This is a genomic window from Amycolatopsis circi, assembly GCF_003385235.1.
GTDB classification, from domain to species: domain Bacteria; phylum Actinomycetota; class Actinomycetes; order Mycobacteriales; family Pseudonocardiaceae; genus Amycolatopsis; species Amycolatopsis circi.
On the sequence record NZ_PQIA01000073.1, the window covers coordinates 1 to 25,504 of the forward strand.

The 25,504-nt window shown below is 69.6% G+C and carries 29 protein-coding genes; 14 read left to right on the plus strand and 15 right to left on the minus strand.

Annotated elements, in window-relative coordinates:
* Positions 1–66 precede the first annotated feature (66 nt).
* Complete coding sequence (locus D0D37_RS48515) at positions 67–486, plus strand: ATP-binding cassette domain-containing protein (protein ID WP_279630336.1); 420 nt, start codon at positions 67–69, stop codon at positions 484–486.
* Here the strand turns inward: D0D37_RS48515 and D0D37_RS27270 are convergent.
* A complete protein-coding gene (locus D0D37_RS27270; RefSeq protein WP_116203458.1) occupies positions 416–1,087 on the minus strand; it encodes a response regulator in 672 nt (223 codons plus the stop codon). The genes D0D37_RS48515 and D0D37_RS27270 overlap by 71 nt on opposite strands.
* A complete protein-coding gene (locus D0D37_RS27275; RefSeq protein ID WP_116203459.1) occupies positions 1,084–2,685 on the minus strand; it encodes an ATP-binding protein in 1,602 nt (533 codons plus the stop codon). The genes D0D37_RS27270 and D0D37_RS27275 overlap by 4 nt, the downstream gene beginning before the upstream one ends.
* A gap of 286 nt (positions 2,686–2,971) precedes the next feature.
* Here D0D37_RS27275 and D0D37_RS27280 point away from each other — a divergent pair, with 286 nt between their 5' ends.
* The 3 genes from D0D37_RS27280 to D0D37_RS27290 are packed head-to-tail and all read left to right on the plus strand — an operon-like array spanning position 2,972 to position 5,708.
* A complete protein-coding gene (locus tag D0D37_RS27280; RefSeq protein WP_116203460.1) occupies positions 2,972–3,772 on the plus strand; it encodes an ABC transporter ATP-binding protein in 801 nt (266 codons plus the stop codon).
* Positions 3,769–4,632 (plus strand): ABC transporter permease, encoded by an 864-nt coding sequence (locus D0D37_RS27285; protein ID WP_116203461.1) that lies wholly within the window; start codon positions 3,769–3,771, stop codon positions 4,630–4,632. Before D0D37_RS27280 ends, D0D37_RS27285 begins: the two co-directional genes overlap by 4 nt.
* Positions 4,633–4,667: 35 nt before the next feature.
* Positions 4,668–5,708 carry an ABC transporter substrate-binding protein gene (locus tag D0D37_RS27290; RefSeq protein ID WP_116203462.1) on the plus strand — a complete coding sequence of 347 codons (1,041 nt, stop codon included), beginning with the start codon at positions 4,668–4,670 and terminating at the stop codon, positions 5,706–5,708.
* Positions 5,709–5,772: 64 nt separating this feature from the next.
* Here the strand turns inward: D0D37_RS27290 and D0D37_RS27295 are convergent, their stop codons facing one another.
* On the minus strand, positions 5,773–6,588 hold the full coding sequence (locus D0D37_RS27295; protein WP_116203463.1) for a MerR family transcriptional regulator: 816 nt from the start codon (positions 6,586–6,588) through the stop codon (positions 5,773–5,775).
* 57 nt (positions 6,589–6,645) lie between these two features.
* A complete protein-coding gene (locus D0D37_RS27300; protein ID WP_116203464.1) occupies positions 6,646–7,104 on the minus strand; it encodes an Lrp/AsnC family transcriptional regulator in 459 nt (152 codons plus the stop codon).
* 63 nt (positions 7,105–7,167) lie between these two features.
* Here D0D37_RS27300 and D0D37_RS27305 point away from each other — a divergent pair, with 63 nt between their 5' ends.
* Positions 7,168–7,884 (plus strand): AzlC family ABC transporter permease, encoded by a 717-nt coding sequence (locus D0D37_RS27305; RefSeq protein WP_116203465.1) that lies wholly within the window; start codon positions 7,168–7,170, stop codon positions 7,882–7,884.
* Positions 7,877–8,206, plus strand: coding sequence for a branched-chain amino acid transporter permease (locus tag D0D37_RS27310; protein ID WP_116203466.1), 330 nt, complete (start codon positions 7,877–7,879; stop codon positions 8,204–8,206). Before D0D37_RS27305 ends, D0D37_RS27310 begins: the two co-directional genes overlap by 8 nt.
* A 369-nt stretch (positions 8,207–8,575) precedes the next feature.
* On the opposite strand, the gene D0D37_RS27320 is transcribed toward D0D37_RS27310, so the two are convergent.
* Positions 8,576–8,977 carry a DUF6000 family protein gene (locus tag D0D37_RS27320; RefSeq protein ID WP_116203468.1) on the minus strand — a complete coding sequence of 134 codons (402 nt, stop codon included), beginning with the start codon at positions 8,975–8,977 and terminating at the stop codon, positions 8,576–8,578.
* Complete coding sequence (locus tag D0D37_RS27325) at positions 8,964–9,914, minus strand: LysR family transcriptional regulator (protein WP_116203469.1); 951 nt, start codon at positions 9,912–9,914, stop codon at positions 8,964–8,966. Before D0D37_RS27325 ends, D0D37_RS27320 begins: the two co-directional genes overlap by 14 nt.
* A gap of 117 nt (positions 9,915–10,031) precedes the next feature.
* Between D0D37_RS27325 and D0D37_RS27330 the strand changes: the two genes are divergently transcribed.
* The 3 genes from D0D37_RS27330 to D0D37_RS27340 all read left to right on the plus strand — a co-directional run bounded on the left by D0D37_RS27330 (position 10,032) and on the right by D0D37_RS27340 (position 13,647).
* Positions 10,032–10,901 carry an alpha/beta fold hydrolase gene (locus D0D37_RS27330; RefSeq protein ID WP_162834498.1) on the plus strand — a complete coding sequence of 290 codons (870 nt, stop codon included), beginning with the start codon at positions 10,032–10,034 and terminating at the stop codon, positions 10,899–10,901.
* Complete coding sequence (locus D0D37_RS27335; protein ID WP_116203471.1) at positions 10,898–12,280, plus strand: MFS transporter; 1,383 nt, start codon at positions 10,898–10,900, stop codon at positions 12,278–12,280. The genes D0D37_RS27330 and D0D37_RS27335 overlap by 4 nt, the downstream gene beginning before the upstream one ends.
* 1,034 nt (positions 12,281–13,314) lie before the next feature.
* On the plus strand, positions 13,315–13,647 hold the full coding sequence (locus D0D37_RS27340; RefSeq protein ID WP_116203472.1) for a MerR family transcriptional regulator: 333 nt from the start codon (positions 13,315–13,317) through the stop codon (positions 13,645–13,647).
* 603 nt (positions 13,648–14,250) lie between these two features.
* Here D0D37_RS27340 and D0D37_RS27350 read toward each other — a convergent pair.
* Together D0D37_RS27350 and D0D37_RS27355 are read right to left on the minus strand one after the other, a co-directional pair.
* Positions 14,251–14,547, minus strand: coding sequence for a DUF1905 domain-containing protein (locus D0D37_RS27350; RefSeq protein ID WP_116203473.1), 297 nt, complete (start codon positions 14,545–14,547; stop codon positions 14,251–14,253).
* 131 nt (positions 14,548–14,678) lie between these two features.
* Positions 14,679–14,984 (minus strand): hypothetical protein, encoded by a 306-nt coding sequence (locus tag D0D37_RS27355; protein WP_162834499.1) that lies wholly within the window; start codon positions 14,982–14,984, stop codon positions 14,679–14,681.
* Between the two features lie 396 nt (positions 14,985–15,380).
* Between D0D37_RS27355 and D0D37_RS27360 the strand changes: the two genes are divergently transcribed.
* Both D0D37_RS27360 and D0D37_RS27365 read left to right on the plus strand, forming a co-directional pair.
* Positions 15,381–15,584, plus strand: a complete 204-nt coding sequence (locus D0D37_RS27360; protein ID WP_208720167.1) for a hypothetical protein — start codon at positions 15,381–15,383, stop codon at positions 15,582–15,584.
* A 2-nt stretch (positions 15,585–15,586) separates the two neighbouring features.
* Positions 15,587–16,168: a dihydrofolate reductase family protein gene (locus D0D37_RS27365; protein WP_116203475.1), complete on the plus strand. Its 582-nt coding sequence runs from the start codon at positions 15,587–15,589 to the stop codon at positions 16,166–16,168.
* 23 nt (positions 16,169–16,191) lie between these two features.
* Here the strand turns inward: D0D37_RS27365 and D0D37_RS27370 are convergent, their stop codons facing one another.
* Complete coding sequence (locus D0D37_RS27370; protein ID WP_116203476.1) at positions 16,192–17,160, minus strand: magnesium transporter CorA family protein; 969 nt, start codon at positions 17,158–17,160, stop codon at positions 16,192–16,194.
* 269 nt (positions 17,161–17,429) lie between these two features.
* On the opposite strand from D0D37_RS27370, the gene D0D37_RS27375 reads away from it, so the two are divergent.
* The 3 genes from D0D37_RS27375 to D0D37_RS27380 all read left to right on the plus strand — a co-directional run bounded on the left by D0D37_RS27375 (position 17,430) and on the right by D0D37_RS27380 (position 19,160).
* On the plus strand, positions 17,430–17,615 hold the full coding sequence (locus tag D0D37_RS27375; protein WP_116203477.1) for a CsbD family protein: 186 nt from the start codon (positions 17,430–17,432) through the stop codon (positions 17,613–17,615).
* 105 nt (positions 17,616–17,720) lie between these two features.
* Positions 17,721–17,888 carry a hypothetical protein gene (locus D0D37_RS46875; protein ID WP_162834497.1) on the plus strand — a complete coding sequence of 56 codons (168 nt, stop codon included), beginning with the start codon at positions 17,721–17,723 and terminating at the stop codon, positions 17,886–17,888.
* Positions 17,889–17,942: 54 nt separating this feature from the next.
* A complete protein-coding gene (locus D0D37_RS27380; RefSeq protein ID WP_116203478.1) occupies positions 17,943–19,160 on the plus strand; it encodes an AI-2E family transporter in 1,218 nt (405 codons plus the stop codon).
* Between the two features lie 577 nt (positions 19,161–19,737).
* Here the strand turns inward: D0D37_RS27380 and D0D37_RS27385 are convergent.
* The 6 genes from D0D37_RS27385 to D0D37_RS27410 all read right to left on the minus strand — a co-directional run bounded on the left by D0D37_RS27385 (position 19,738) and on the right by D0D37_RS27410 (position 25,502).
* Positions 19,738–20,409 (minus strand): glycosyltransferase family 2 protein, encoded by a 672-nt coding sequence (locus D0D37_RS27385; protein WP_116203479.1) that lies wholly within the window; start codon positions 20,407–20,409, stop codon positions 19,738–19,740.
* Positions 20,406–21,671, minus strand: coding sequence for a PIG-L family deacetylase (locus D0D37_RS27390; RefSeq protein ID WP_116203480.1), 1,266 nt, complete (start codon positions 21,669–21,671; stop codon positions 20,406–20,408). The genes D0D37_RS27385 and D0D37_RS27390 overlap by 4 nt, the downstream gene beginning before the upstream one ends.
* The gene (locus tag D0D37_RS27395; protein WP_116203481.1) at positions 21,668–22,627 is read right to left on the minus strand and encodes an acyl-CoA dehydrogenase family protein; all 960 of its coding nucleotides are present in this window, start codon (positions 22,625–22,627) and stop codon (positions 21,668–21,670) included. Before D0D37_RS27395 ends, D0D37_RS27390 begins: the two co-directional genes overlap by 4 nt.
* Positions 22,624–23,787 carry an NAD(P)/FAD-dependent oxidoreductase gene (locus tag D0D37_RS27400; RefSeq protein WP_116203482.1) on the minus strand — a complete coding sequence of 388 codons (1,164 nt, stop codon included), beginning with the start codon at positions 23,785–23,787 and terminating at the stop codon, positions 22,624–22,626. Before D0D37_RS27400 ends, D0D37_RS27395 begins: the two co-directional genes overlap by 4 nt.
* Before the next feature lie 431 nt (positions 23,788–24,218).
* The gene (locus D0D37_RS47505; protein ID WP_208720171.1) at positions 24,219–24,452 is read right to left on the minus strand and encodes a hypothetical protein; all 234 of its coding nucleotides are present in this window, start codon (positions 24,450–24,452) and stop codon (positions 24,219–24,221) included.
* A 216-nt stretch (positions 24,453–24,668) separates the two neighbouring features.
* The gene (locus D0D37_RS27410) at positions 24,669–25,502 is read right to left on the minus strand and encodes an EamA family transporter (protein ID WP_116203483.1); all 834 of its coding nucleotides are present in this window, start codon (positions 25,500–25,502) and stop codon (positions 24,669–24,671) included.
* Positions 25,503–25,504: the final 2 nt, after the last annotated feature.

Here is a 25,504-nt window from a genome sequence, read left to right on the forward strand (position 1 = left end):
AGGGAATTCGGTTGCTCCCATCGGGTCTTCCGGTGGCCGCGGGCGCCGCGGCCACCGGAAGACCCGATGGGAGCAACCGAATTCCCTTGTCCTGTCCGGGATATCGCCGATTGCGCGGAAGGAGCTGTTCGCCGGGTTCGCGTCGGGCGTCCGGGCTGCCCGCTGGCGATCGAGGAGGCCGCGGTCGCGGCCGTGCCGCGCGCCCAGCGCTCGACCGTGCGGGACCTGCAGAAGCACTACGCGGTCAGCAAGGGCACTGTCTTCAAGCGCAAGATCGGCACGGTGCGCGCGGTGGACGGGATCACTTTCGACATCGTCGAGGGCGAAACCCTGGGACTGGTCGGCGAATCCGGCTGCGGCAAGTCGACCACGTTGATGGAGATCCTCGAGCTGGCCGCCCGGCGCACGGTTCGGCTCAGTGTTCGGCGGTCACCGCGTACCGGTGGGTCGGCCGGCCCGCGCTTCCGTATTCCAGTTCGAGGCTGAGGAAACCACGGCGGTGCAGCTCGCTCAGGTGGCGTTGCGCGGTGGGGCGGCTGATGCCCAGCGCGGTCGCGAGTGCTTCGGCGCCAAGCGGCTGTCCGGCGCGGCGGAGGGTATCGAGCACTTTGCGCATGGTCGGCGGAAGCGGGTCCGTGCGCGGCGCGGAGCCGCGGAGGATGGAATACAGACTGTCCACTGTGGCCTGATCGACCTCCCCGTTTCCGGCGGCGCGTTCGCACCAGCTCCGGTACGCCGTCAACTGCTCGCGCAACTGCTCGAACCCAAAAGGCTTCACCAGGTAATAGGCGGCGCCGAGACGGATCGCGGCCCGGACCGTGCCGAGGTCGCGGGAAGCGGTGATCACGATGCACCCGGGCGGGGCGCCGGCGGAACGCAGATCGCGCAGCAGGGAGAGGCCGTCCTCGTCGGGCAAGTAGATGTCGAGCAGCAGCAGGTCCGGCCGGAGTTCCGCGACGCGGGCGCGGGCTTCCGCCGCGCTGTGGGCCTGGCCGACGGCGGCGAAGCCGGGCACGCGGTCGATGCTGGCGGCGTGGATCGCGGCGACCCGGTAGTCGTCGTCGACGACGAGAGTCCGGATGGTCATGCGTACTCCGCGGGTTCGAGCGCGGTGCGGGAACGGGAATTCGGGAGCAGCACGTCGAAGCGCGCCCCGGCGGAGCCGTCCACGGTGATCGACCCGCCGGACCGGCGCACCAGCCGGTAGACGAGGGCGAGGCCGAGGCCGCGGCGCATGCCCGGGCGCGGGGTTTTCGTGGTGTAGCCGTCGGCGAAGATCTCGTTCAGCGCATCTTCGGGGATGCCGGGCCCGGTGTCGGACACGACGACGCGGACGTCCGGGCCGAGGGTGTCGACGAGAACGTGCACCCGGCGTTCTCCGGGCTGCCCGGCCACGGCGTCGACGGCGTTGTCGATGAGGTTGCCGAGCACGGTGACGAGCGCGCCGGGGTCGGCGGTGCTGAGGTCGAGCCCGGAACCGGGGTCGACTTCGAGGCGCACGTCGCGTTCGGCGGCGATGGCGACCTTGGCCGAGAGGAGCGCGGCGAGTTCGGGCGGGGAAAACCGGGCGCGCAGATCGGTCGCCTGCGCGGCCGGGCCGTGCGCGATTTCGGTGAGGTAGCGGCCGGCTTCCTCCGCCTCGCCCAGGCCCAGCAGCCCGGACAGGACGTGCAACCGGTTGGCGAACTCGTGTTCCTGCGCGCGCAGAGCGGTCGTCAGGCCGGTGACGGCGTGGAGTTCGCGCACCAGGCCTTCCATTTCGGTGCGGTCGCGCAAGGTGATCACCGAACCGGCGTCCTGTCCGGAAAGGACGACCGGCATTTTGTTGACCACCAACAGGAATTCGTCGGTGAGGACGACCTCGTCGTCGGCGGCGGGCGCGGCGAGCAGGTCGCGGAGGCGGCCGGGCGGGACGAGTTCGCTGAGATCGGGGCCGCGGGCGGCGGAGGGGATCGCGAGCAGCCGGCGGGCTTCGTCGTTGATCACCTCGACCCGGCCGTGCCGGTCGAGGCCCACCATGCCCTCGCGGATTCCGTGCAGCATCGCTTCCCGTTCCTGGAGCAGGGAAGCGATCTCGGAGACTTCGAGGCCGAAGGTCGCGCGCTTGATCCGGTGCGCGAGCAGCAAGGACGCCGCCATCCCGATCGCCAGCGCCAACCCGGAGTAAAGAAGCACCCAAGGGATGTCGCTCACCAGCTCGCTCGTGACCTGTTCTTCGAGGATTCCCACCGACACCTGGCCCGCGATCCCGCCGCCGGGTCCGAAGATCGGCGCTTTGCCGTTGGCGGACCGGCCGAGGCTGCCGTTGTCGATGCCGAGATGGCCCTGCCCGTCGAGGGCCGCCACCGGTTCCTCGATGCGCTCGCCGACGAGCGCGGTGTTGGGATGGGAGTAGCGCAGCCCGGACCGGTCGGTGACGACGACGTACGACGCGCCGGTGGCAAGGCGGACCTGCTCGGCCGCGGCCTGGATGGCGTGGCCGGGATCGCGCCGCACGAGGGCGTCCCGGACCTGCGGCATCTGGGCGACGGTGTTCGCGATCCCGAGCGCACGCTGTCCGTACTGCGTGTCGAGGGTCTGGCCGGCGAGCTTCACGTAGAGCAGGGCACCGGCCGAGACCGTGGCGAGCAGGATCCCGAGCACGGCGACCAGGATCTGCGAGGCGAGAGGACGTGACCGCCACATGACCGCTCCGCTCTGCCACTTGTCGTAGGGGCGTCCCGCATGACACCACGAGACCGCCCGGATGCCAAGAAACCGCGGCCGGTACGCCCGGATCGTCCGGTCCGGCGTGCACTTAATGAGCAGAAACCGAGAAAAGCGCACTGATCGCTGGTATCGCACGCAACATTCCGCCGCGCCGCGGCGCTTCTTAGCCTCCTCGAACGGAACCGGCCCCGATCGAGAGGACGCCACCGTGCACGCACCCAGATCCGGACCGCCCGGCGGCGGCGCACCGGCCGCCATCGCCATGCGGGACGTCACGAAGCAGTTCGCCACCGAGGGGCCGCAGCCCTACACCGCGCTGCGCGACCTCGACCTGGAGGTGGCTCCCGGCGAGTTCTGCGCGGTCGTCGGACCCACCGGCTGCGGCAAGTCCACCACCCTGACCCTCGTAGCGGGCCTGGAACAGCCCTCGAACGGCTCGGTCCGGGTGCACGGCGCGGACGTCTCGGGCATCACGCCCGGGGTGGGCTTCATGTTCCAGACGGACGCGATCCTGCCCTGGAAAACGGTGCTGGACAACGTTTCCGCGGGCCCTCGGTTCCGCGGCGTGGCCAAGCGGACGGCGGTTTCCGGCGCGCGGGACTGGATCCGCCGGGTCGGGCTGAGCGGGTTCGAGGACCGCTACCCGCACCAGCTGTCCGGCGGGATGCGCAAGCGGGTCGCGCTCGCGCAGAACCTGATCAACGAGCCGCGGATCCTGCTCATGGACGAGCCGTTCAGCGCGCTGGACGTGCAGACCCGGGCGAAGATGTCCGACGAACTGCTGTCGCTGTGGGAATTGACCCGCCCCGCCGTGGTGTTCGTGACCCACGACCTCGAAGAGGCGATCGCGCTCGCGGACACGGTGGTCGTGCTGACCGCGGGCCCGGCGGCGACGGTCAAGGCCCGGTTCGCCATCGACCTGCCGCGTCCCCGGGTGGTGCAGGAAATCCGTTTCGAGCGCCGGTTCGTCGACCTGTACCAGCGGATCTGGGACGCCCTGCGCACGGAGGTCGACCTGGCGTACGCGCAGACCACCCGGGCCAGCGGGGAGGCGGGAGCATGACGACCGAAGTGGATTCGCCCGCGAACCCCGCCGCTGGAGCACAAGCGGCCGTGCGCCGTTCACGCCGCCGGACGCGCACCGTCCTGGTCCACAGTGTCCAGGCGGCGGTACTGGTCGTGGTCCTCGGCGGCTGGCAGCTGCTCGTGCAAGGAGACCAGCACGCGATCGTGCTGTACGGGCTTCCCTCGGGCATCTTCGACCGGCTGCGGTCGTGGGTGACCGAGGGGACCGCGCTCGGATCGCTCGGCAGCCAGATCTGGACGACGATCGAAGAGGCGCTGATCGGGTTCGCCATCGGCACGGTGCTCGGCATCGTTTGCGGCATCGCGCTCGGCCGGATCCGGTTCCTGTCGGAGGTGTTCGGCCCGTTCATCAAGGTGCTGAACGCGATTCCGCGGATCGTGCTCGGCTCGGTCTTCGTGCTGGCGTTCGGCCTCGGTCTGGAATCGAAGATCCTCTTGGTGATCGTGCTGGTGTTCTTCGGGGTGTTCTTCAACGCCTTCCAGGGCACCCGCGAGGTCGACCGGACGTTCATCGCGAACGCCAGCATCCTCGGCGCTTCGCGGTGGCAGGTGACCCGGCAGGTCGTGCTGCCGTCGGCGTTCACCTGGATCATCGCGAGCCTGCACGTGAGCTTCGGCTTCGCGCTGATCGGCGCGATCGTCGGCGAATTCCTCGGCGGCTACGCGGGTCTCGGCGTGCTGATCAAGAACGCGCAGGGCACCTTCGACGCGAGCGGCGTCTGGGCGGCGATGGTGATCATGGGCGTCGTCGCGCTCGTCGCCGAATGGCTGATCACCCGCCTCGAACGCCGGCTGCTGCGCTGGCGGCCCGCCCAGCTGTCCGGTCCGGACCTGTGACCCCCCGATTGTCCGCTCGAACAAAGGAGATTCCCGTGTCCGCGAAGAAATTAGCGGCCGTGCTCGCGGCGGCGCTGCTCGCCGTGGCCGGCTGTGCCTCGACCGCGAGCCAGAACGCCGGAACCAGCTCCACCGGCGGTACCGGCACCCCGGTGAGCATCATGGTCGGCGGTTTGAACAAGCAGATCTACCTGCCGTTCATGCTCGCCCAGCGGCTCGGCCTCTACCAGAAGCAGGGCCTGAACGTGACCCTGCAGGACGAAGGAGCCGGGGTCGACGCGACGACGAACATGGTCGCCGGGAAGGTCGACGGCGTCGGCGGGTTCTACGACCACACCATCGCCATGCAGGGGCTCGGCCAGTCGATGGAATCGGTGGTGTCGATGCTGACCACGCCGGGCGAGGTCGAACTGTGCCGCAACGAGGTGCGCGGCCAGATCCATTCGCCCGCCGACTGGTCCGGGCGCAACCTCGGGGTGACCGATCTCGGTTCCTCCACTGACTTCCTGACCCAGTACCTCGCGCAGAAGAACGGCGTCGACCCCACGAAAATCCACCGGGTCGGCGTGCAGGCCGGGGCCACGCTGATCGGCGCGCTGCAGCACGGCAACGTCGACTGCGCGATGACCACCGAGCCGACGGTGTCGACCGCCTTGGCCCAGGGCGCCGCCTTCGTCCTGCTGGACATGCGCACCGCGGCGGGCACCAAACAGCAGCTGGGAGGCCAATATCCCGCGACGTCGCTGTACATGACCACGAAGTACGTCGACAGCCACCCGCAGGTCGTGCAGAAGCTCGTCAACGCGTATGTCGAGGCCCTCAAATGGATCCAGGGCCACAACGGCGCGCAGCTGGCCGGCGTGATGCCTGCCGACTACTACGCCGGTTCCGGGAAAGACGCCTACGCCAAGGCATTCGACAACGAGAAGGGCATCTACAACCCGACCGGGATCATGCCGCCGGACGGCCCGAAGACCGACCTCACGGTCCTGCAGGCGTTCAACCCGGACGTGAAGGGCAAGCAGATCGACCTCGGCAAGACCTACACCGACAAGTTCGTCAACGCCGCGCACTGACGCGGACCCGCGGTGCCCGGGCGCCTCGCGGTGCCCGGGCACCGCAGTACGTGCGCCCCCTCGGTCAGTCGGCCAGCACGACCTGCAGTTCGGTGACCCAGGTCTCCGGCGGGCCGCCGCAGTCGACGTAGACCTCCCGCTCGAACGACGTGCCCTGCGCGCCGCTCTGCGCGATCCAGTCCTGCAGGGCTTGGAAGGCGTCGCCGAATTGGTCCGGCGCCCCGCGGACCACAGTGGTCGCCGCGCGCGGCACCGCGGGGATCTCCAGCGTGGCCAGGCCTTCCTCGGCGATCGTGACCCCGCTCGGCACGGGCAGCGCGGTGGTCAGCCGCATCGGCCGCTCGGGGTCGCCGACCTCCTCGTACAGCATGAACGAGATCCCCTCGAACTCGACGCGGTGCCGGTCCAGGGCAGCGTGCAGCCGGGGCCACATCCGGCCGCCGGTTTCGGCGATCTCCTGCGGTCCCGCGATGTCCGCGCTGAGCGCGACGACCCGCAGCGGTTCCAGTCGTTTGACGATCACGTCGTAACCGTTCATCGGTCCCCTCTCCAAGTGAGCGAGCCGCAGTTCGACCCGCCGCAGCTGATCGACCTGGGTGGCGAGCCGGTCGCGCGCCTCGGCCCGGCGCAGCAGCAGAATGCCGCGCAGCTGCTCGACGGTGACGTCGTCTTCGAGCAGCGTGCCGATCTCGGACAGCGGAACGCCGAGATCGCGCAGGACCAGGATCCGGTGCAGCCGCAGCACCTGGTCGGGCGTGTAGTGCCGGTACCCGGTGGCCGCGTCCACGTGCGCGGGCGCCAGCAGGCCGATCTCGTGGTAGTGGCGAAGCGTGCGTGCCGACACTTGGGCCAGCCGTGCCACCGTTCCGATTCCGTACATGACCTGAAGCCAACCAGGTGCCGTAGCGGAAAGGTCAAGCGACGGCTCGGCGTCCGTTCAGGCGTCGCCCTTGATCTTCTTCATCGTCAGATGCGACGTCACCCGCAGGACGCCGGGCAGCCCCGAGAGCTTCCGGGTCTGGAACTCCTCGTAGGCAGCGTGGTCGGCGACCGCGACACGGATGAAGTAGTCCGGGCGGCCGAACAGCCGCCGGAACTCGATGACCTCGTCGTAGGAGGCGATGGTGTCCTCGAGCGCCTCGATGGTCGCCCGGTCGGTCGCGTAGACCTCGAGGTCAATGAGCGTTTCCAGCCCCCGCCCGACGGCTTCGGGATCGAGCACCGCGCGGTACCCGGCGATCACTCCGGCTTCTTCGAGGCGCTTGACCCGGCGCAGGCACGGGGGAGGAGTGAGCCCGACCCGTTTGGCGAGTTCGACGTTGGTCAGCCTGCCGTCCTGCCGCAGGTGAAACAAAATATCCCGATCCAGCGCATCCAGCCGCACAACATTGCCCACGGCCTCATTCTAGCGCCATGATCGGACACCAAATTAGCCGAGGGCTGACGTAGTGTTTCAAGAGTGGAAACCGTCTCCGACCTGGCTGTTCGCGATCGCCCGCCCGCTCTGGCCGCGCTGAAGGACTGCGGGTCCGTCGGCATCGGCCTGGTCCCGCTAGGACTCGCGTTCGGCGCGTTCCTCACGCATTCGGGCCTCGCCTGGTGGTGGGCGACGGTGTTCACGACCTTCATCTACGCGGGCTCGTTCGAGTTCCTCCTCATCGGCCTGGCCGCCGCGGCGGCACCGCTGGCGGCAGTCGGGCTCTCCGCGTTCCTGGTCAACGTCCGGCACGTCTTCTACGCCCTGTCCTTCCCCCTGCACCGCGTGCGCGGCCGCCGAGCACGCGCGTACAGCACGTTCGCCCTGACCGACGAGGCCTACGCACTGTCCACAACGGACTCGGCCCGAGAGTGGAACGGCGCACGAATCCTGTGGCTGCAACTGTTCCTGCACCTGTTCTGGGTCGGCGGAGCGACGGCGGGCGCCCTCCTCGGCTCGCTGATCCCCAGCAGCGTCGTCGGCTTGGACTTCGCCATGACGGCCCTGTTCGTCGTACTCGCGCTCGACGCCGTCCGCGACCGCAAGGGCGACCTGCCGACTCCCGTCCTCGCCGCACTGAGCGCAGTCGTAGGCCGCGTCATCTTCCCCGGCCAGATGCTCCTGGCGGCTTTCCTGTTGTTCGCCGGGGGACTGATCGCTCGCTGCCTTGTCGCCGAACGGAGCATGAGCAATGCCTGACCCCACCTACCTGCTCGCCGCGGTCGCGGTGTCCGCCGCGGTCACCTGGGGCTTGCGCGCGCTCCCGTTCGCCGTCCTGGCCCCGTTGCGCGCCAGCCGGACCGTGCAATACCTGAGCACCCGCATGCCCGCGGGCGTCATGGTGATCCTGCTCGTCTACTGCCTGCGCGACGTGTCGTGGACGTCCCCGAGCGCTCTCGCCCCGACCATCGCGCTGGCCGCGACGATCGGCCTGCATCTCTGGCGCCGCAACGCAGTACTGAGCATCGTCGGCGGTACGGCGGTGCATGTTTTGCTGGCGAGCCTGCTGTTCCCGGCTTGAGAATTCCGGGTGTCCCCATCAGCGGAAGCGTAGTTCCGGCCGTGCGGGTGGAGACCGAATCCGCTTCGGACGACGATCTGCGTGCGTTCGACCGAGCGTGGGAGGCGGTGGCGGAAGAACTTCTTGATCAGCGTCGCTGACGACGGCCTGGGAAGCCTGCCGTGGGCGCAGGTCCGCCGTGGCCGAAACCTTTCCCTCGCGCGGCATCTCGCGGTCCATGCCGGCGAGCCCGAATTCTTGGCGATCTCAGCGGACGGTCGCGCCCTGTGCGGGGTGACGACTGAGAAACACGACATCTGGATCATCGAGGGCAGCCTCGGCCCGACGGGATTCGAACTCACACGGGCAGGTTTTGACTCCCGATGAGGCTTATCCGCGGGTGTCCGGTTCGCTACCGGATCGCATGCAGCGGTCGGCGAAGGAACACAGCGCGTCTATCTGGTGATGCCGCGTACCGGGATCGGTGAACGGCGTCGCCGTCGCCGCTGTCCATCGGTGCCACGCTTCGCCCGGCCCGACGAACCGGCTGGTGCGGTCGGTGCCGAGTCGCGCGTCCAGATAAAGGAGTGCGCCCATGGCCCAATGCTGGTCGTAGTGCAGGTCAGGGCCGACCAGGCCGATCAGATCGGCGGCGGTGGCGCGTTTGCCGTAACTGCCCGAACGGGCCTGTCCCGATGCGCCGTAACCGCGCAGGTCTGGCGACGAGCGTGTCCCGAAGTCTGCTTTCCCCCTTGCGGTCAGCGAGTGTCCGCACCTGTCACGAAACGCCAAGCGCCGCCTGCCGCCCAGTGGCAGCCGGATGCCGGGCGAGCAACTCGTCGAGCCGGCCGCCGACGTCGGCGCAGTTCTGCCGGACCACGGCGAGGAAAGCGGCCAGCACCGGCGAGGAATCGGTCACCCGGAAGGACATCTGCAGATCCGGCAGCCGGAACCGCGGTTCGACGGCGCAGAACCGGATGTCCTTGCGAGCGATCAGCCGCATCCGTTCCGGGCCGAGACCGACCCCCGCGGAGCAGGCGGCGAGCCCGGCGATCGTGTGGATGTCGCGCGCCAGCGTGGCACTGTCGAGCACGGCGGGCTCGAACACCGATCTGAGATAGGAGCCCGCTGCGTCCGCGCTGACCACGAGCGGTTCGCGGGCGAGTTGCGCGACGTCGACGGACTGTTGCCCGGCGAACGGATGTCCTGCCGAAACCGCGGCCACCAGGTGGTCGGCGCCGATGGGCACGGTGACCAGGTGCTCCGCGCCGTTGCCGCGCGGGCTGCCCCGTCCCACCGCCACATCCAGTTCGCCCGCGAGCAACGCCGCGGACCCGGCGGAACTGTCCAGCTCCTGCAAGGTCATCCGAACCTCCGGATGGGCCTTCCGGAACCGGCCGATCACCCCCGGCAGCGGGTCGAGCAGCGCGGACCCGATGAACCCGAGCCGCAGCCGCCCGGTCTCCCCGCGTGCCGCGCGGCCCGCGTCGACGAGCGCGAGGCTCATCTCGGCAAGCGCGCCGCGTGCCCTGACAAGGAACGCATCCCCTGCCGCGGTGGGGAAAATGCCTCGTGCGGTGCGGTCGAAAAGCCGCTCGCCGACTTCCCGCTCAAGCGCGGCGATCTGCGTCGACAGCGGCGGTTGCGCAATGCCCAGCGACGCGGCGGCGCGGCCGAAGTGCTGGTGCTCCGCGAGGGCCAGGGCGTAACGAAGGTGACGAGCTTCCACGGCTTCATGATACGTACGAAGTATCGCGAAGGCATTCGTAAGATATCAGGGTGGATAACGGGGCCCCGCGAGTGTGCTCTGGGGAGGTCCGTGATCGACACTCCCGAAGGACCCCAAGTGCCCCGACCCTCCTCGCCCGAGACCGTCATCCTGCTCGTGCACGGTGCCTGGCATTCCGCCCTGCACTGGACCTCGACGCAGCGCGCGCTCGCGCGACACGGCCTCGCCAGCGTCGCCGTGGACCTGCCAGGGAGCGGGCTCCGCGCGCCTGTCCCCAGCGGGTACTTCCTGCCCGGCCAACCCGGTTTCGCCAGCGAAAGGTCGGCCCTGCACGACGTCACCATGCAAGACAGCACCGACGTCGTGCTCAACGCGCTGGTCAGCGCCCGCACCCGGTACCGGAACGTCGTCCTGGTCGCCCACAGCGCGGGCGGCTCGGCCGCGTCCGCCGCCGCGGAGCAGGCGCCGGAACTGGTCGACCGGCTCGTCTATCTGTCCGCGTTCGTGCCCGCGGGCCGGCCCCGGTTCGCCGACTACATCGAAGCGAAGGAGAACGCGGGCGCGGTCCAGGTCCCGCCGATCGGCGATCCGGCCGAACTCGGCGCGATCCGGATCAATCCGCTTTCCCCGGACCCGGCCGTCGCCGACGTCATTCGCCGGGCCTTCCTCGACGATCTCCCGGCGGGCAGCCCGGAATCGTGGCGGCAGTTCCTGCACCCCGACCTCCCGTTCGCGAACTACACCACGCCGATCCCGGTCACCGCCGCGCGCTGGGGACGGATCTCCCGCTCCTACGTGCGGCTGACCGGCGACCTCGCCCTGCCGCCAGCGACCCAGGACCTGATGATCGCCGAGGCGGATCGGCTGACGCCGGAGAACCCGTTCCGCGTGCACTCCCTGCCGGGCGGCCATTCTCCGTTCGCGACCCGGCCGGACGAACTGGCGCCCACCCTCGCCGCGGTCGCCCTGCACCGGTCAGACCGATGAGCGCGGTGCGTCTTTCGCCGCCCTCCCAACGACTTCTGCTGCCGATCGTCCTGTCCGGCACCTTCGTCCAGTTGTTCAGCGTCACGGTCGTGCAGGTGGGTGTGGTCGACGTCCAGCGGGACCTGAGCGCCGGGGCAGCGGAGACCCAGCTGGTGCTCGCCGCCTACACCCTCACCTACGCCTGCTCGCTGATCGTCTCCGCGCGGCTGGGGGACAAGCACGGCTACCGCCGGATGTTCGTCGCCGGGATGGCGTTGTTCACCGCCGCCTCGATCGGGGCCGCCGCCGCGCCGGACGTGTGGGTGCTGATCGCCGGGCGCGCCCTGCAAGGTTTCGGCAGCGGTCTGATGGCACCCCAGATCCTGTCGATCATCCAGTCGGCGGTGCCCGCGAACCGCCGTCCCGCCGCGCTGAGCGCCTTCGGCGGAACAATGGCGGCGGCCTCCCTCGCCGGCCCGGTACTCGGCGGCGTGCTGACCCAGCTCGATCCGCTGGGACTGGGCTGGCGGGCGGCGATGCTGCTGGTCGTACCCGTCGGGATCGCCGCCCTCGCGCTCTCACCCGCACTGCCGTCCGTCCACAGTGAACACAAACCCCAACGAGTCGATCCGGTCGGTGCGACGCTGAGCCTGCTGGGTTGCGCACTGCTGGTGTTCCCGCTGGCCATGGGACGCGAGACCGGCTGGCCGCCGTGGACCTGGGCAAGCCTGGCGCTGGCCGTGCTGTCGCTGACCGGTTTCGTGGTTTCCCAGCGCAGGGCGGCGGAACCGCTCATCCAACCGTCCACATTGGCCGAACCGGCGACGAGGTGGGGACTGGCCGCCGTGCTGGTCTTCAACGCGGGCGTCCCGTCCTTCACCCTGCCGCTGTCGATGCACCTCCAGGGCGCCAAAGGCTGGAGTCCGCTTGAGACGGGCCTGAGCCTTACCCCGTACGCAGTCGGAGCGCTGGCCGGAAGCCGGATCGCGAACAGGCTGGGCAAGCGGTTCGGCCACCGTGCGCTCGCCGCTTCCTCGCTGGCGATGGGACTGGTGTCCATCGCCGTCCCGGTGGTCATCGACCTGTTCTGGTTGTACTGGCTCGCGTTGTGCGTCGGGGGAGTCGCCTTCGGGGTTTTCACCGCGTCGGCGTTCACCCAGATCATCGCCAGGGTGCGCCCCGAGGCGGCGGCCTCGGTGTCCGGCCTGCTTCCCGCCGCGCAACAACTGGGCGGAACGCTGGGTGTCACGTTCGCCGGGATCGCCTACACGGCCCCGGCCGCGACCGCGAGTGGTGCGTTATGGCACGCGATGACCTACGAGGCGGCAGCCTTCGCCTTCGCCGCCCTGTGCACGATCGGCGGCCAGCGGAAGGTCGCGAGGTCTGCCGTGCCCAGCTGAGAGCCCGTGCGGTTGGTTGCGGCAGGGTTCGTTGTTTTCCCTCGCCAGCGGGCGAGGTCATTGCGGGTGGCCTGGGTCTTGAGGCGGGCGGCACCGAGCCGGTCCTGGACAGCGTCGTGCAGCCACCGGAAGCAGTCGGCGGCGTCGGCTGCCAAGCCGTCCACGACAGCGCCGCCGAACAAGAGCGGTCCCTGCCCGGGTTCGTCCTGGTCGGGGCCGTTTTCTGCAGGTGCGTCGCTGGCACAGGGAAGGCGCACGCCCCCGGGTCGTACCGGCTCCGTCTCCGCGCCGCCCGGACACGCCAGAAAATCTATGCTCGCCGGAGTAGACATTCGGCGGCGGTTGTGTGTAGTCTTCTGTTCGTACCGAGAAAGACAACGTCAATCAGGCGCGGGAGATGACGTAACTGCCCGCGAGGTGAGATGAGCCGGTCAAGCAGTCCGGAGCCGATCAGCAGAACGGGCTCCGGCTGGTGGCCGGAAGCTGTACCCCCGGGGCCGGGTGGTTGTTTTTCGGAAGTAACCGGCCCCGGGGCGGAAGTCGCAGGACACGGGCGGAGCAGGTGCGCTCGTGAAGTTCAGTCGAGTTGAAGTGCAAGACCGGTCAGGTGGCCGGGGCCGATCAGCGGAAGGGCTCCGGGCAGTGGCCAGCGGCGTCAGCGTGCTGGGACCGATCAGTGGAAGGGTCCCGGCGGTGACGTTCGCAGCAGTGGAAAACGCAGTACCGGCAAGTGAAATCGCAGTACCCGTAAGTGAAAACGCAGTACCCGGCAAGTGGAAAACACCGGAAGAAAGGGAACGGGAGCATCATTGGATCGCCCGCGGCGGCCGGAACGCGCCGCGCGGGTGCCGCAGTCCCATCGAGTTCGGAGGTGGTTCTCGGTCACGAATGAGCGATCCCCGCGGAATCCGGCGGTATGCCGGACGCGGGTGCAGGAAACCGGCGTCAGCGTCGGTAGACAATGGTGAAACCCAACCCTGAGGACCCCGGGTGCCGCGCGCGGCACCCGGGGTCCTTTCTGACGTGGAGGTGGAATGATCCCTGACCAAGAAGGACCGGCCGCGCCCAGCGGGGCCGACAAGTTCGACGACGAGCACTACCCCGCCTACACGATGGGCCGGGCCGCCGACATGCTCGGCACCAGTCAAAGCTTCCTGCGCAGCCTCGACGAGGCCGGCCTGATCACGCCGCAGCGTTCGGCCGGCGGGCACCGCCGCTACACGCGGCACCAGTTGCGCCTGGCCACCCGGGTGCGGGAACTGGTCGACCAGGGCACCGCCGTCGATGCCGCCTGTCGCATCATCACCCTCGAGGACCAGCTCCACGAAGCCCAGCGCCAAAACGCGGAAATCCGCACCGAGGACTGAACTCCGGCACGGCACGCGGCCGGTCGCCGCGTGCCGTTCGTGCGCCCGCGAAGGCGGAGAGCCCGGACGGGCGTCGACGGCTCGCGACCGCGATTCCGCACGGCAGGGCGCCTGGGGCTCGAACCAGAACCAGCGGATCAAAGCCCCGGGTACCGGGTTTCGGCACCTGCCGCCTGGCGTCAAACGAGATCAGTTTTATGCAGGCGGCAGCCGACGTGCGGACGCCGCCTGAGGTCGTACAGCGTCGGCTCACGCGCGCATTCCAGGCACCTCGGCCGCGCTGGGACAGGTGCTGGCGGGGACGTTGTTCCGGTGACGTCGGCGTCGACGGGTGCTGCGATGCCGCCGTCTGAAGAGAGCCGGATCAGGTCACCTGTCCGACCGGGCAGGCGGTCTTGCCCCGCACTCGGCGACCTGATCGGAGCGCGGCCGACGGAGGCCGGGACTAGCCGGGCGATCTCCTCGCCGAAGAGGGCATGGGCGATGATCCGCTCCTGGATCTCGTTGGCGCCTTCGCAGATCTCGCCGATCTTGCTGTCCCGGCAGAGCGACTCGACGGGTCCCGTAGTGCTTCGAGATCAGGTTGGACCGGCTTCGCCGAGGTCACAAGTCGAGGACGGTCACGGTCACCCGGGCGACGTCGCCGGGATCGAGCTTCTCCGCTTTGCGCACCGCGCGTTTGACCGGCAGCACGTAGCCGTGCGCGCTGAGCGGGAAGATCGACGTCCGCCAGGTGCTGCCCCCGACCCGGACCTGCACGCGCATCGATCCGAACCCGCGGCGCGGCCCGCCTAGTTCGCGGATTTCGTCCGAGATGTCGCCAGGCAGGCTGACGAACGTCCAGGTGTCGGTCCGTCGCGCTTCCCAGATCCACAGCTCAGCGTCAAAGTGCACTTCCACTCCGCCAGCTTCGCACGCGGCACCGACAGTTTCCGCGGTGCTCCACGCGAAACAGTGGAAACGCTGCGACGACGCCGGACTTCGCGTCAGACAGCACCGGCGAGTCACCCGGCGTGGTCCGTCGGCGGCGACTACTCGCGGACGAGCTTGATCGCCAGTCCGCGGAAGAAGAACGACGCGAGAAAGAGCGGCAGGAACCGCTTTCCAGTGCACCGGAAAGCGACGGTTTCGCCGTCGGCGGCGTCGAACGTCTCCGTCCGGCTCGAGTTGCGGCCGTCGCGGAGGAGCACAGTGTGCCGACCTGGTTCGACGGGCGTCTCGATCGTTTTGTTCATTTCCACCGAGCCGACGGGTTCGCCGTCGACCTCGACCTCGTAGGCGCCACGACGCACCTCGACCCCGATCGCCTTGTGCGTCAGCTTGAGCATCGCAGACACCGGCGGCCTCCTTCTCGCTCCTGGGCGCGGTTTCCGGCGGCCCCTGCGGCCGACGAACGGCATGCCGCCTTCCGCGGAAGGCCGTTCCCGGAAAACCACCCTCCATCGAGGGTAGTTCCCGTCCCGTACGGAGCCCAGGGACAAGGCGGCCGACCGGCGATCGGGGGAGACGAGTCAGGGGTCGACGTCCGGTCTGCGGTCCGGGACAACTCGTCCTGTGCGGACATCGACGGCTGGAAAAGACGCGGCCCTGGTTGCCGGGGCGGGCTGTTGCTCCAGGCTGTCGAATCCGGTGCCGCGCGATCGACGCACAGGTGAAAGCAGCTCGCCGCGTGCCGGTCGCCCGCGAAGGAGGTACTGGAATGAGGACCCGAGACGCCGATCGGGCGGCTGACCATGCGGAAGCTGCCCGAGGACGAGTTCGTCACCGTCGAACTGGTGCATGACGGCGACCCGGTCGAGCGCGGCACCGACGTGAGCCATCTTGTCGTGCAGGTCGAGTCGATGGCCGACACGCTCGACCGGATCGAACTCGTGCAATGGCCCGCAGGACACCTCGACGGCATGACCGCCGCCGACTGGCCCGAGAAAGAGGATTGAGCATGAGCAGGACACCATTGCGGCTGTACATGTCCGTGTCGGTCGACGGGTACATCGCCGGGCCGGACGACCGGCCGGGCCAGGAACTCGGCCGCGACGGATTCCGGCTGTTCGACTGGCTCGACGACCGGATGTCCGAGGGGATCAACGGGCAGGTGTACGCCGAGGCCTCGGCGACCGGCGCGGTGATTTCCGGACGCCGCACGTTCGAGCTGGCCAAGCGCTGGAACGGCGACCACCACGACGGCGTCCCGATCCATGTGCTCACCCACCACATCGACCCGGCCGACGAGCCGCCGGGCAGTGCGAAGTTCTACACCGACGTCGACGCGTGCGCCGAGGAGGCCCGGGACAAAGCGGGAGACCGGGCCGTGCTGGTCCACGGCGCGGGCGCGGCTCAGGCGCTGCTGGCGGCGGGCCAGCTCGACGAACTGGAACTGCACCTAGTCCCGGTGTTGCTGGGCGAGGGGCGGCGGCTGTTCGAGCCGACCGGTCTCGGCCAGGTCGAACTGGAGCCGGTGCGGCGGCTCGAAGGCCGCGGTGTCACACATCTGCGCTACCGCATCGTCCATCGTGCCCGGTGAGGTCCGGCCGAAAAGCGCGCAGGTTACAGCCAGTCCTTTTTCTTGAAGGACACGTACAGGGCGGCGGAAAGAATGACGATGACCAGGGTGGACGTCCAGAATCCGGCTGTGGTCTGGAATCCGGGGTAGGGCACGTTTTGGCCGTAGAAACCGGTGACAGCGGTCGGAATGGCGATGATTGCCGCCCAGCTGGTGACTTTTTTCATGATGGTGTTGAGGCGGTTGCCCTGAATGTTGAGCTGCGTCTCCCGGATCGTCGTCACCAGGTCGCGCAGCGACTCCGTCCATTCCGAGGCGCGCAGGACGTGGTCGTAGATATCCTGGAAGTAGGGCTGCAGTTCGGCGTCGACGAGGTGCATGTCCCGGCGCATGACCGTGTTGACGACTTCGCGCATGGGGAGCACGACGCGCCGGATGCGCACGAGGCTCTTGCGCAGAGCGAATGAGCGCCGCTGCATGTCGGCGTAGCGGGGACGTTCGTCGAACACGAGGTCTTCGAGTTCCTCGATCTGCTCGTCGAGCGATTGCACGACCTCGAAATGACCGTCGACGATGTGGTCGAGCAGCCCGTGCAGCAGGAATCCGACGCCGTTTTTCGCCAGATCCGCGGCGGAGTCCCAGCGGGCGACGACCGCGTCGACCGGGAAATTCTCGTCTTTGCGGACGGTGACCAGGGCTTGGCCGGTGATGAAGGCCGCGAGTTCCGATACGAGCAGTGTTCCGTCGGTGTCGAGCGCGGCCGAATAGGCGGTCAGGAAGGCGTGGGAATCGTACCGGTCGAGTTTCGCGCGTTGGTGTTCGTGCACGGCGTCTTCCACCGCGAGGGGGTGCAGGCCGAGTTCTTCGCTGATGGCGGCCAGGTCCTCCTCGGTCGGAGCGCAGAAGTCCAGCCACACAGTGGTTTCAGGGTCGGCGAGGTAGTCGGACACCTCCGCGACCGGGATCCCTTCGGCCGCAAGCACTCCGTCGCGATACACCCGCGTGCGTGCCATGACAGGCCCGCGCTCAGAACGAAAACGCCAGGTCACCGGCAAGGGCAGGGGAAGATATCGCGGCAACCAGCACGTCAGCAGCTCCAAACGCATCGCGGAACCGGCCCGTTCACGGCGAACGGGCCACCGGCGCACCCTCTACGAGAGCCGCTGTGAGGACACTGAGAACCGGGCTGCCCGGTTCGGCGAAACGAGGTTTCGGCGCGGCGGCGACGGGGGATACCCGGGAGGCCCGGACCGGCGAGGTCCAGCGAGGAAAGGACTCCGCGATGAGCACTGCCGACAAAGCCCGGAACAAGGCGGAGGAGCTGAAAGGCCGGGCCAAGGAAACCGTCGGCAAGGCGACCGGCAACGAGCAGTGGGAAGCCGAAGGCAAAGCCGAGCAGGGCAAAGGGAATCTGAAACAAGCGGGCGAAAAGGTCAAGGACGCGGTCAAGGACGTCGTCGACGACTGACGCTCGGTCACACCCGCGCAGGAGGCTTGGCGGGGCCGCGCCGCGAGGTGCGGCCCCGCCGCACAGCCGTTCGCGGCGTGCCGCCGAATCAACGAGGAGAAGAACATGCTGGCATTGCTGGGTTTGCTGTTGGTGATCTGGGTCGTGTGCATCGTGGTCGGGATCGCCGTGAAAGGATTGTTCTGGCTGCTGATCATCGGCGCGATCCTGTTCGTCGCCACCGCGGTGATCGGCTTCGTGAAACGCGAAGCGCTCGGGCGCGGCAAGGGCTGACCCCGCTCGCGTCGACACCGCCCGCGCCGCGTTCAGAGACGAAGAGGTGACCTGGTGGCCGTTCAAGACGGACAGCTCCCCACGCGGCGGATCGCCGGCGGCGGCCGGCCGCGGCACCGGGACGCCGCTGACGCCGTGCCCTGGTCGTTGCGAGTCGCGGCGGCGACCGGGTGGCGGTTCCTTGTCGTCGCCGTGACGATCGGCGTGCTCGCCTGGGTGCTGGGCTACTTGGCGACCGTGACGGTTCCGGTGGGGATCGCGTTGCTCCTGTCCGCCCTGTTCGCGCCGCTGGTGGACCGGCTGGTGCGCTGGCACGTGCCCCGGGCGCTGGCCGCCTTGACCGCGATCATCGTCGGGCTCGCGGTGCTCGGCGGCGTGCTGACCCTGGTGATCACCACCGTCACCGCGAGTCTTCCGGCTCTGCAGAGCCAGATCGACGCCAGCCTCGGCAACATCAACAAGTGGCTGCAGGACGGCCCGCTGCACCTGACGCACGCCCAGCTGCAAGAGCTGCTCAACAATGCGGTGAGCACCATCCGGGGCAGTACCTCGGAGCTGACCAGCCGGGCGCTGTCCACCGCGGCGGCGGTCGGCGGCACGATGACCGAAGCGCTGCTGGCACTGTTCGTGCTCATTTTCTTTCTCTACAGCGGCAGCCAGGTGTGGCGATTCGCTCTCCGGATCGTCCCGCCGGCGATGCGCGACGAAGTCGACGTCGCCGGACGCCGGGGTTTCGCCTCCCTGGTCAGCTACGTGCGCGCCACTGCCGGCGTAGCCTGCGTCGACGCCGTGTGCATCGGAATCGGCATCTGGCTGGTCGGAGTGCCGCTCGCGGTCCCGCTGGCCGCGCTGATCTTCATCGGCGCCTTCGTCCCGATCGTCGGCGCGGTCATCGCGGGCGCGGTCGCCGTGCTGATCGCCTTGGTGGCCAAGGGTTTCATCGCCGCGATCATCGTGCTGGCCGTCCTGGTGGCGGTGATGCAACTCGAGAGCCACGTCCTTCAGCCATTCCTGCTCGGACGCGCGGTCCGGCTGCATCCGCTGGCCGTGGTCGTCGGCATCGCGCTCGGCCTCGAAATCGCCGGAATCGTCGGCGCTCTCCTTGCCGTGCCCATCCTCGCCGTCGCCAAGTCCGCCGTCGGGTCCCTGCTCCGGGACCCGCAGCTGGAACCCGGCGACGTCAACCCGCTCCGCCCGGCGAACGCTCGTGCCGTGCCCGACCAGCCGGACACCGCCGCCGAGGGAGAACCGCCAGGCGAAACTTCCGAGTGAGCCGCGGACCCTGGACAAATAGCCTCGGCCAACGGTGCCAGCCAGCGCTGACGTCGTCTGGGCTCGCCGCGGCGGCAGCCCGAACTGCAAGATCACCGCAGCTTCTCAGCGCCGCTGTCGTGGACGCCGGAAGCCCGCTCATCACCGCGACTACGGCCGTTCGCGGGACACCGCTCTCAACACGTTTTCAGGCACGAACTCGACCGGGCGGCCATACCAGTCGCGCGCTTGGCGCAGAAGCTCCTTGCGTAGCTTCGGGATCCGTCGTCCGGCGGAACGAGGGCAGGGCGGGAAGCACCTCGACCCCGATAACTGCCGTTCCTGCGCGCGTTCGCCGACAGCCAGTTCGCTGCCTTCGGTCTCGTCGACCCGGACGCGCTGCGGTGCTGCATGACCGGGATCAGGCTGCCAGCCTCCTTCTCCGCCGAAGTCCGCTCTCAACCACGTCGCTTCGGCAATGTCGCCGCCATTTTGCCGGAGGACCGGGTCAGCCCGTCGCGAACTCTCGCAATGCCACCCCGAAACTCGCAAGATCCACTGGCCGGAACATCGCCGCTCGCCGTGGGGTCGCGTGCCTTTACCCGCCTGAGGCGAGTCGCCGCAGCAGCGACGAGAGTCCGTCGGGGGCCCGGCCGGTCAACCGGGCGCTTGTATGCACGACCGCGCCCGGTTCCACTCCGATCCGGTATCCGGCTTCCCTGAGCCGCCGCCACAGCGAGTGGTCCTCGCCGGTGGCCGCGCGGCCGAACCCGCCGACCGCGGTGTAGGCGTCGGCTCGCACGGCAAGGTTCGCGCCGTAGACGTTCTCGGTCGTGTCCACGATCTCGCGGTACCGCGCGGCCGCGTTCGGACCCCCCGGGACTGCGCCGACGAGGTGTGCGGGGCCGGTCGTGGCGTGCCAGCCGCGGCGGGCGCGGGCGAGGTGCCGCGCTGCCCAGTGCTGGTCGACTTCGGTGTCGGCGTCCGTGTTGAGCAACAACGCCTCTCGTGTGGAAAGCCGGGACAGCGCCGTTTGACAGCCCAGATCGCGGACCTCGCCGATCGTGCGCGGCGCGTTCGCGACCATGACGTCGGCCAGCGTGCTGGCCCGATCGGCCGTGTCGTCGACGCAGCGGTCGGCGACCACGACCACCGCGCGTTCCACCGAGACCGGCAGGCGCAGCAGCGACCGGCGGACTGCGTGCAAGCACTGGGAAACCGAGGCAGCCTCGTCGCGCGCGGGCACGACGACTCCTACGGCGGCGATCACCGCCGCCTCAATACGTCCATGCGGAACTGCTCGTCGAGGTGGGTCACCAGCGTTTCCAGCGCGGGATGCGCGGCGAGGCGCTCGTGCACCCCGGCGGCGTCGTGGGGCGCCTCGGGAGCCCACGGCAGCCAGTGCACGGCTACCAGATCGCCTCCGGGACGCAGCGCGGCGACGGACGCTTCGATCGTCTTTTCGAGGTCCGCTTCGTCGAGGTAGTAGAGCAATTCGCTGTACACGAACAGATCCACCGGCCCGGACGGCAACGCGTGCGGAACCAGCCCCTGCCGCACCTCCGCACCCGGCGCCGCTGTCCGCGTCCGCTCCACCGCAGACGGGACCGGATCGAACGCGACCAGCCGATCGCACCGTCCGGCCAGCTCCCGCGTGAGCACCCCCGTGCCGCAGCCCGGTTCCACGACGGTGCCGTAGCGTTCCCGCGGCAGCGACGCCAGCAGCAGCGACCGTTTCCGCCGCTCGTACCAGCTCGTCCCGACCTGCCACGGATCATCGGCTTCCTGGTACAGCGCGGCGAATCGCTCGACTGGGGCCGACGTTTCGGGCGGCTGCCGGAAGAACGTCTCGAACGGGCGGTCGAAGTGCGCCAGGACCTCGGCGGGGAGGATCGGGTCCTCACCGCGCGGGCCGCGCTTCAGCTGCGTCGTGAACTCGCCGACGGCCGCGGCTTTCGCCGTGCGCTCCGAGGGCGTCAGCCGGTAGGAATGTGCTTGCCGCCACGGGATGTCCGGCGCGTCCGGAGCCCGCCAGTGCCACATCCAGATCGGGTACGACCAGCGGTGCGCCGAAGCCGGTGCCGCCGCCAAAGCCGCCCGTCCGGCCGCTTGGTGGTCCGGGTGCGGGTCGTCGGGCCACGGCAGCAAGCACAGGTCGCGGTCCGCCGCGTGCTCGCGGAGGGCGTCGGTCAGCTCCCCGGCGTGCGCGGTGAGGTCGGAATCGGGCAGGCCCAGCCAGATCGGTTCCACGTCGAGTCCTTGCGCGGCAAGGGAACGCTCCAGCTCTTCGCGTCGTGCGCGACCCAGCTCGGCGCGTTCCGCGGCACCGGATTCGGGGAAAGCCGCTTCGCCGTCGGTGGCGACGACCAAGGTCACCTCGGTGCCCGCCGCGTGCAGGTGCTGGAGCAGCCCGCTCGCGCCGAGCGTTTCGTCATCGGGGTGCGCAGCCACGACCAGCGCCCGCCGGAACTCCTGTTCCGGCCAAGCGGGGAAGGTGCGCGTCCACTCGTCCTCGGGCACGAACGGCCTCATGCCCGGCCCTCCGCGAGCACAGCACGGCCGAGCGCCGCGAGGTCCCGTTCGCCGTGGTGCTGGCGGATGAACACTTGCAGGTCCGCCACCTGCTGCGCGAACCGCCGGTCCCGGCACAGCAGCCCGGGCCCGGTGATCCGCGGTGCCAGGTCGACTACGTCGCGCGCGGTCCGTTCGACGCTCGCGCGGCACGTGTCGTTCTCCAGCCCCGGGTCCGCGGCCCGCTCGATCGTGCCCGCGGTGGCGGTGAGCAATTCCTCCGAGCCCCGCAGCGCCGCGTGCAGCGCGCCGAGGTGCGCGAGCTGGTGTTCGTCCGCCTTGGTGCGCAGGCTCTCGCAGACGCTGTCGACCACGCCCGCCGCACCGCCCAGCCATACCGCCGCGACACCGGCGCCGCCGCGCACGAACCCGCGCCGCGCGACGTACCAGCCAGGCGGCCCGACTTCGCGGAGCACCGGGACGTCGTCGAACACCGCGTCGCCGCTGTCGGAGGCGTCCATACCGACCGACTGCCACGCGTCCGGGTGCCGCTGGACGCCGCGCGCGGTCAGGTCGACCTCGACGAGCTGGTCGCCGGCCACGACGAGCGCGCGGTCCAGTAGGGTGAGCCCGGAGCAGAACCGGGTGGTGCCGGACAATCGTCCATTGTGGAGCGAGGAGCCGGTGCCGCTCGATTTGGAGGCCCAGACGCCGTACAGCGCCTGGGGTTCCGCGGCGAGACCCGCTTCGGCGAGGATCGCGGTCGCGTCGGCGTGCCCCTCGGCGAGCCGGCCCAGCGCGAGGTCGCGGCGGCCGAACCCGGCGAGCGCGGACCACCGCCGCCGCAGCTCGCCGCCGCCCGGCAGGGGCAGGTCGAGCGTGCCGGAGGCGAGCATTCTCCGCAGCTCCCCGCCCAGCGTTTCCGGAGTGCGGGGGAGCGGGAGAGGCTTGGGCGGGGCATCCTCCAACAGGGTCATCGTGCGTCCTCCAGGCGACGGCGCTCGCGGATCAGGTCACTGCCTCGTTCGTAGTCCTCGTCGGCCTCATGGGTGAGCACGCCGACCACGACGCCGTCGCGCTCGTACCAGACGGTGAACGCGCCGTCGCGCGAGGCAGGCCACGCGTGGTCGTACCCGTCGCCCCACGCGGCGTACTTGAGCGTCCGGTCGCCGATCTCCGACCAGAACCCCGGCACGGCGTCCCACACCGCTTCGGCGCCCGCGGCCGTGCGACCGGCGATTTCTCCCATGGCCAGCCCCTCGCCCCAGTGTTCGACGGGCAACGCTCGGCCGGCGGAAGCGTTGTGCGCGAGCGCGACGTCGCCCGCCGCGCAGATTCCGGCGCGACTGGTGCGCATGCGTTCGTCGGTCCGGATCCGGCCGTTCTCGATCGTCAGTCCGGCCTTCTCCGCCAATTCGACGCGCGGCCGGACGCCGGTCGCCAGGAGCACCAGACCGGTGTCGAGGTCCCATCCGGTGTCGGTGCGCACGCGCCGTCCGCCGGTGATGGAGACCAGGCTGGTTTCGCGCAGCAGCCGGACGCCTTCGGCGGCGAGCCAGCCCGCGATCAGTTCCCCCGCGTCGCGGCCGAGGCGTTGCCGCTGCGGCACGGTGTCCGGGCACAGCAAGGTGACGCCCAAACCCAGTCGTGACAGGGAAACCGCGGCTTCGCAGCCGATGAACCCGGCACCGACGACGATCGCCTCGTCCGCGTCCGCAGCCGCGTCGCGAAGCTCGGCGGAACTGCGGCGCGATCTGAGCACCCGTACCGCCTCGTGGTCGGCACCGGGCAAGTCCGGCCGTATCGGCTCGGCACCGGTGGCGAGCACGCACTGCGTGAACGGGTGGACCCGGCCCGCCGCCGTGCGCACTTCGCCGTCGTTCAGTTCGACGACCGGGTCCCCGAGCGCGAGCCCGATGTCGAGGTCCTGGTAGACCTCCTTGTCCATTAAGGAGATTTCGTCCTCTGTGGTCTCCCCGCGCAAGAAGTCCTTCGACAACGGCGGCCGCTCGTAAGGTGGATCGTCGTCGGCGCTGAGAAGGCGGACTTCGCCGGTTCCGCCGGCTTCGCGGTAGGCGCGGGCAGCCGAGACCCCGGCCGGCCCGCTGCCGACCACCACGAGCTGTTCTGCACTCATGTGCGCCAGATACCCGTTTTCCGGTGCCCGGACACGTTGGGAGCAGAGGGCTCAGGGCTGAGACACCGGATGCCTTGATTAGCCCACAGGGGCCAGCTCCCGCATGCACGGCCGAGCTGCGATTGGTCTTTTACCCGAGTAGCGGGGCGCCTGCGAAGTCCTCGAAGGACTGGCTGGCCTGATGCCGGGCCAGCCGCGACCCGCGCCGGGCACCCGAATCCAGCCGGGCAAGTCGGGCAACCGGCGACCCTGGAGGTGGGGTAAGCGCCTTGGCGCGCTTACGATGTCGACGTCACCCACGCGGGTGCCCGGCAGACTTTGCCGTCCGGTTGGACGGGCGAGGCGGCACCAGGTTCGGAGGACCAGCGCCCCGGCGCAGCCGAGCACGGCGACGGTGGCGGGCGATGCCCGGGAGGCGAGTGCGCGTTTGTTCAGGCGCGCAGGAGCAGGTAGGCGAAGAGGCCGAACACCCATAGCGCGATGCCGAAGAAGAATGGCGCGAAACCGCGTCCGTAGACGCCGGCCGGGTGGAGATTGTGCCGGTCGACGTGCACTGGATTGTCCTGCTCTTGCTCTCGGCTGAAATGAGGGAGGAGGCCGCGTTGCAACGCGCGTTCGCGGTCGCCGAGACAGAGACGGAGGCGAACGACGACTTCAGCGATCATGCGTCAGGCGGTCCGCAAGAACCGGTACAGCCACTGCCGAGTTGATCCCAGAACTGCGCAAGTACGGCTTCGAGTTCGGCCGCAGCGCCATCTGCCGTCTGGTGCGGGGAGTTGTCCGGGCTCTGTGTCAGGTTCTCGACCGCCGCTCCGAGGGCTCGACGGTGGAGATCGAGCCGAGACGGGCCGCAGAGGAACCGCCGCGCCGCGGGCCCGTGGTCAGGATATGGCGATCAGGACGCTGGCGACGAGGGTGCCGCCCAGTCCGATGGTCTGCCTCCAGCGGAGTCGTTCGCGCAGCGCGGTGATGCCCAGCAGCACCGGCACGATCGGGTAGAGCGATGACAGCACGACGGCGACGGCCAGGAACTGGGTTCTGGTAGCGAACAGATAGCAGACCAGGGCCAGCGCTGCCAGTGCGCCGGCGAGCAGACTCCCGAGGTCGTGGCGTGAAACCCTGGCCGTGCGGTTCGAGCGCGGCGCGAGGCGGAGGGCGACGAGCGCGACAACGGCGATGGCGGCAACCCGGCCGGCGGCGACCGGCCAGATGCCGGATGACGGGCTTGCCTGCGCCAGGGCCAGGTACTGCACTGCGATGCCGAAGCCCGCGATCAGGCCGTCCCCCAGCGCACGCCGGGTACCGGTCGTACCGCCCGCGACCAGCCACAGCGCAGGCAGAGCAAGCGCGATCCCCGCCCAGGCCGCCGGTGCGGGACGCTCCCCGAACACGGTGACGCTCGTCAGGACCGGCAACGCGACTCCGACGACCGCGCTGACGGGCACGACCACGGACATGGCGCCGCGACCCATGCCGCGGAACAGGGAGACCATCCCGATCCCGGTTCCGGCCCCTGACAGAGCACCCCAAGCGAGGTCCGTCAGCCGAGGCTCGGCTGACGAGACCAGGGGCGCGGCGATGGCGGCGGTGACCAGCCCCCCGACCTGGCCCAGCAGCGCGACCCGGGCGAAACCGGAACGGCGGGACAGGATCCCGCCGAGAAAGTCCGAGAAGCCGTAGCTCAGCGCTGATGCCAGCGCCAGCAACGCACCCACGG

Excerpts from the sequence above, each read along its gene's own strand:
- D0D37_RS48515 (WP_279630336.1), top strand. The coding sequence starts at position 67 with ATGGGAGCAACCGAATTCCCTTGTCCTGTCCGGGATATCGCCGATTGC.
- D0D37_RS27270 (WP_116203458.1), bottom strand. The coding sequence starts at position 1,087 with ATGACCATCCGGACTCTCGTCGTCGACGACGACTACCGGGTCGCCGCG.
- D0D37_RS27275 (WP_116203459.1), bottom strand. The coding sequence starts at position 2,685 with ATGTGGCGGTCACGTCCTCTCGCCTCGCAGATCCTGGTCGCCGTGCTC.
- D0D37_RS27280 (WP_116203460.1), top strand. The coding sequence starts at position 2,972 with ATGCGGGACGTCACGAAGCAGTTCGCCACCGAGGGGCCGCAGCCCTAC.
- D0D37_RS27285 (WP_116203461.1), top strand. The coding sequence starts at position 3,769 with ATGACGACCGAAGTGGATTCGCCCGCGAACCCCGCCGCTGGAGCACAA.
- D0D37_RS27295 (WP_116203463.1), bottom strand. The coding sequence starts at position 6,588 with ATGTACGGAATCGGAACGGTGGCACGGCTGGCCCAAGTGTCGGCACGC.
- D0D37_RS27310 (WP_116203466.1), top strand. The coding sequence starts at position 7,877 with ATGCCTGACCCCACCTACCTGCTCGCCGCGGTCGCGGTGTCCGCCGCG.
- D0D37_RS27335 (WP_116203471.1), top strand. The coding sequence starts at position 10,898 with ATGAGCGCGGTGCGTCTTTCGCCGCCCTCCCAACGACTTCTGCTGCCG.
- D0D37_RS27340 (WP_116203472.1), top strand. The coding sequence starts at position 13,315 with ATGATCCCTGACCAAGAAGGACCGGCCGCGCCCAGCGGGGCCGACAAG.
- D0D37_RS27360 (WP_208720167.1), top strand. The coding sequence starts at position 15,381 with ATGCGGAAGCTGCCCGAGGACGAGTTCGTCACCGTCGAACTGGTGCAT.
- D0D37_RS27365 (WP_116203475.1), top strand. The coding sequence starts at position 15,587 with ATGAGCAGGACACCATTGCGGCTGTACATGTCCGTGTCGGTCGACGGG.
- D0D37_RS27370 (WP_116203476.1), bottom strand. The coding sequence starts at position 17,160 with ATGGCACGCACGCGGGTGTATCGCGACGGAGTGCTTGCGGCCGAAGGG.
- D0D37_RS27375 (WP_116203477.1), top strand. The coding sequence starts at position 17,430 with ATGAGCACTGCCGACAAAGCCCGGAACAAGGCGGAGGAGCTGAAAGGC.
- D0D37_RS46875 (WP_162834497.1), top strand. The coding sequence starts at position 17,721 with ATGCTGGCATTGCTGGGTTTGCTGTTGGTGATCTGGGTCGTGTGCATC.
- D0D37_RS27390 (WP_116203480.1), bottom strand. The coding sequence starts at position 21,671 with ATGAGGCCGTTCGTGCCCGAGGACGAGTGGACGCGCACCTTCCCCGCT.
- D0D37_RS27395 (WP_116203481.1), bottom strand. The coding sequence starts at position 22,627 with ATGACCCTGTTGGAGGATGCCCCGCCCAAGCCTCTCCCGCTCCCCCGC.
- D0D37_RS27400 (WP_116203482.1), bottom strand. The coding sequence starts at position 23,787 with ATGAGTGCAGAACAGCTCGTGGTGGTCGGCAGCGGGCCGGCCGGGGTC.
- D0D37_RS47505 (WP_208720171.1), bottom strand. The coding sequence starts at position 24,452 with ATGATCGCTGAAGTCGTCGTTCGCCTCCGTCTCTGTCTCGGCGACCGC.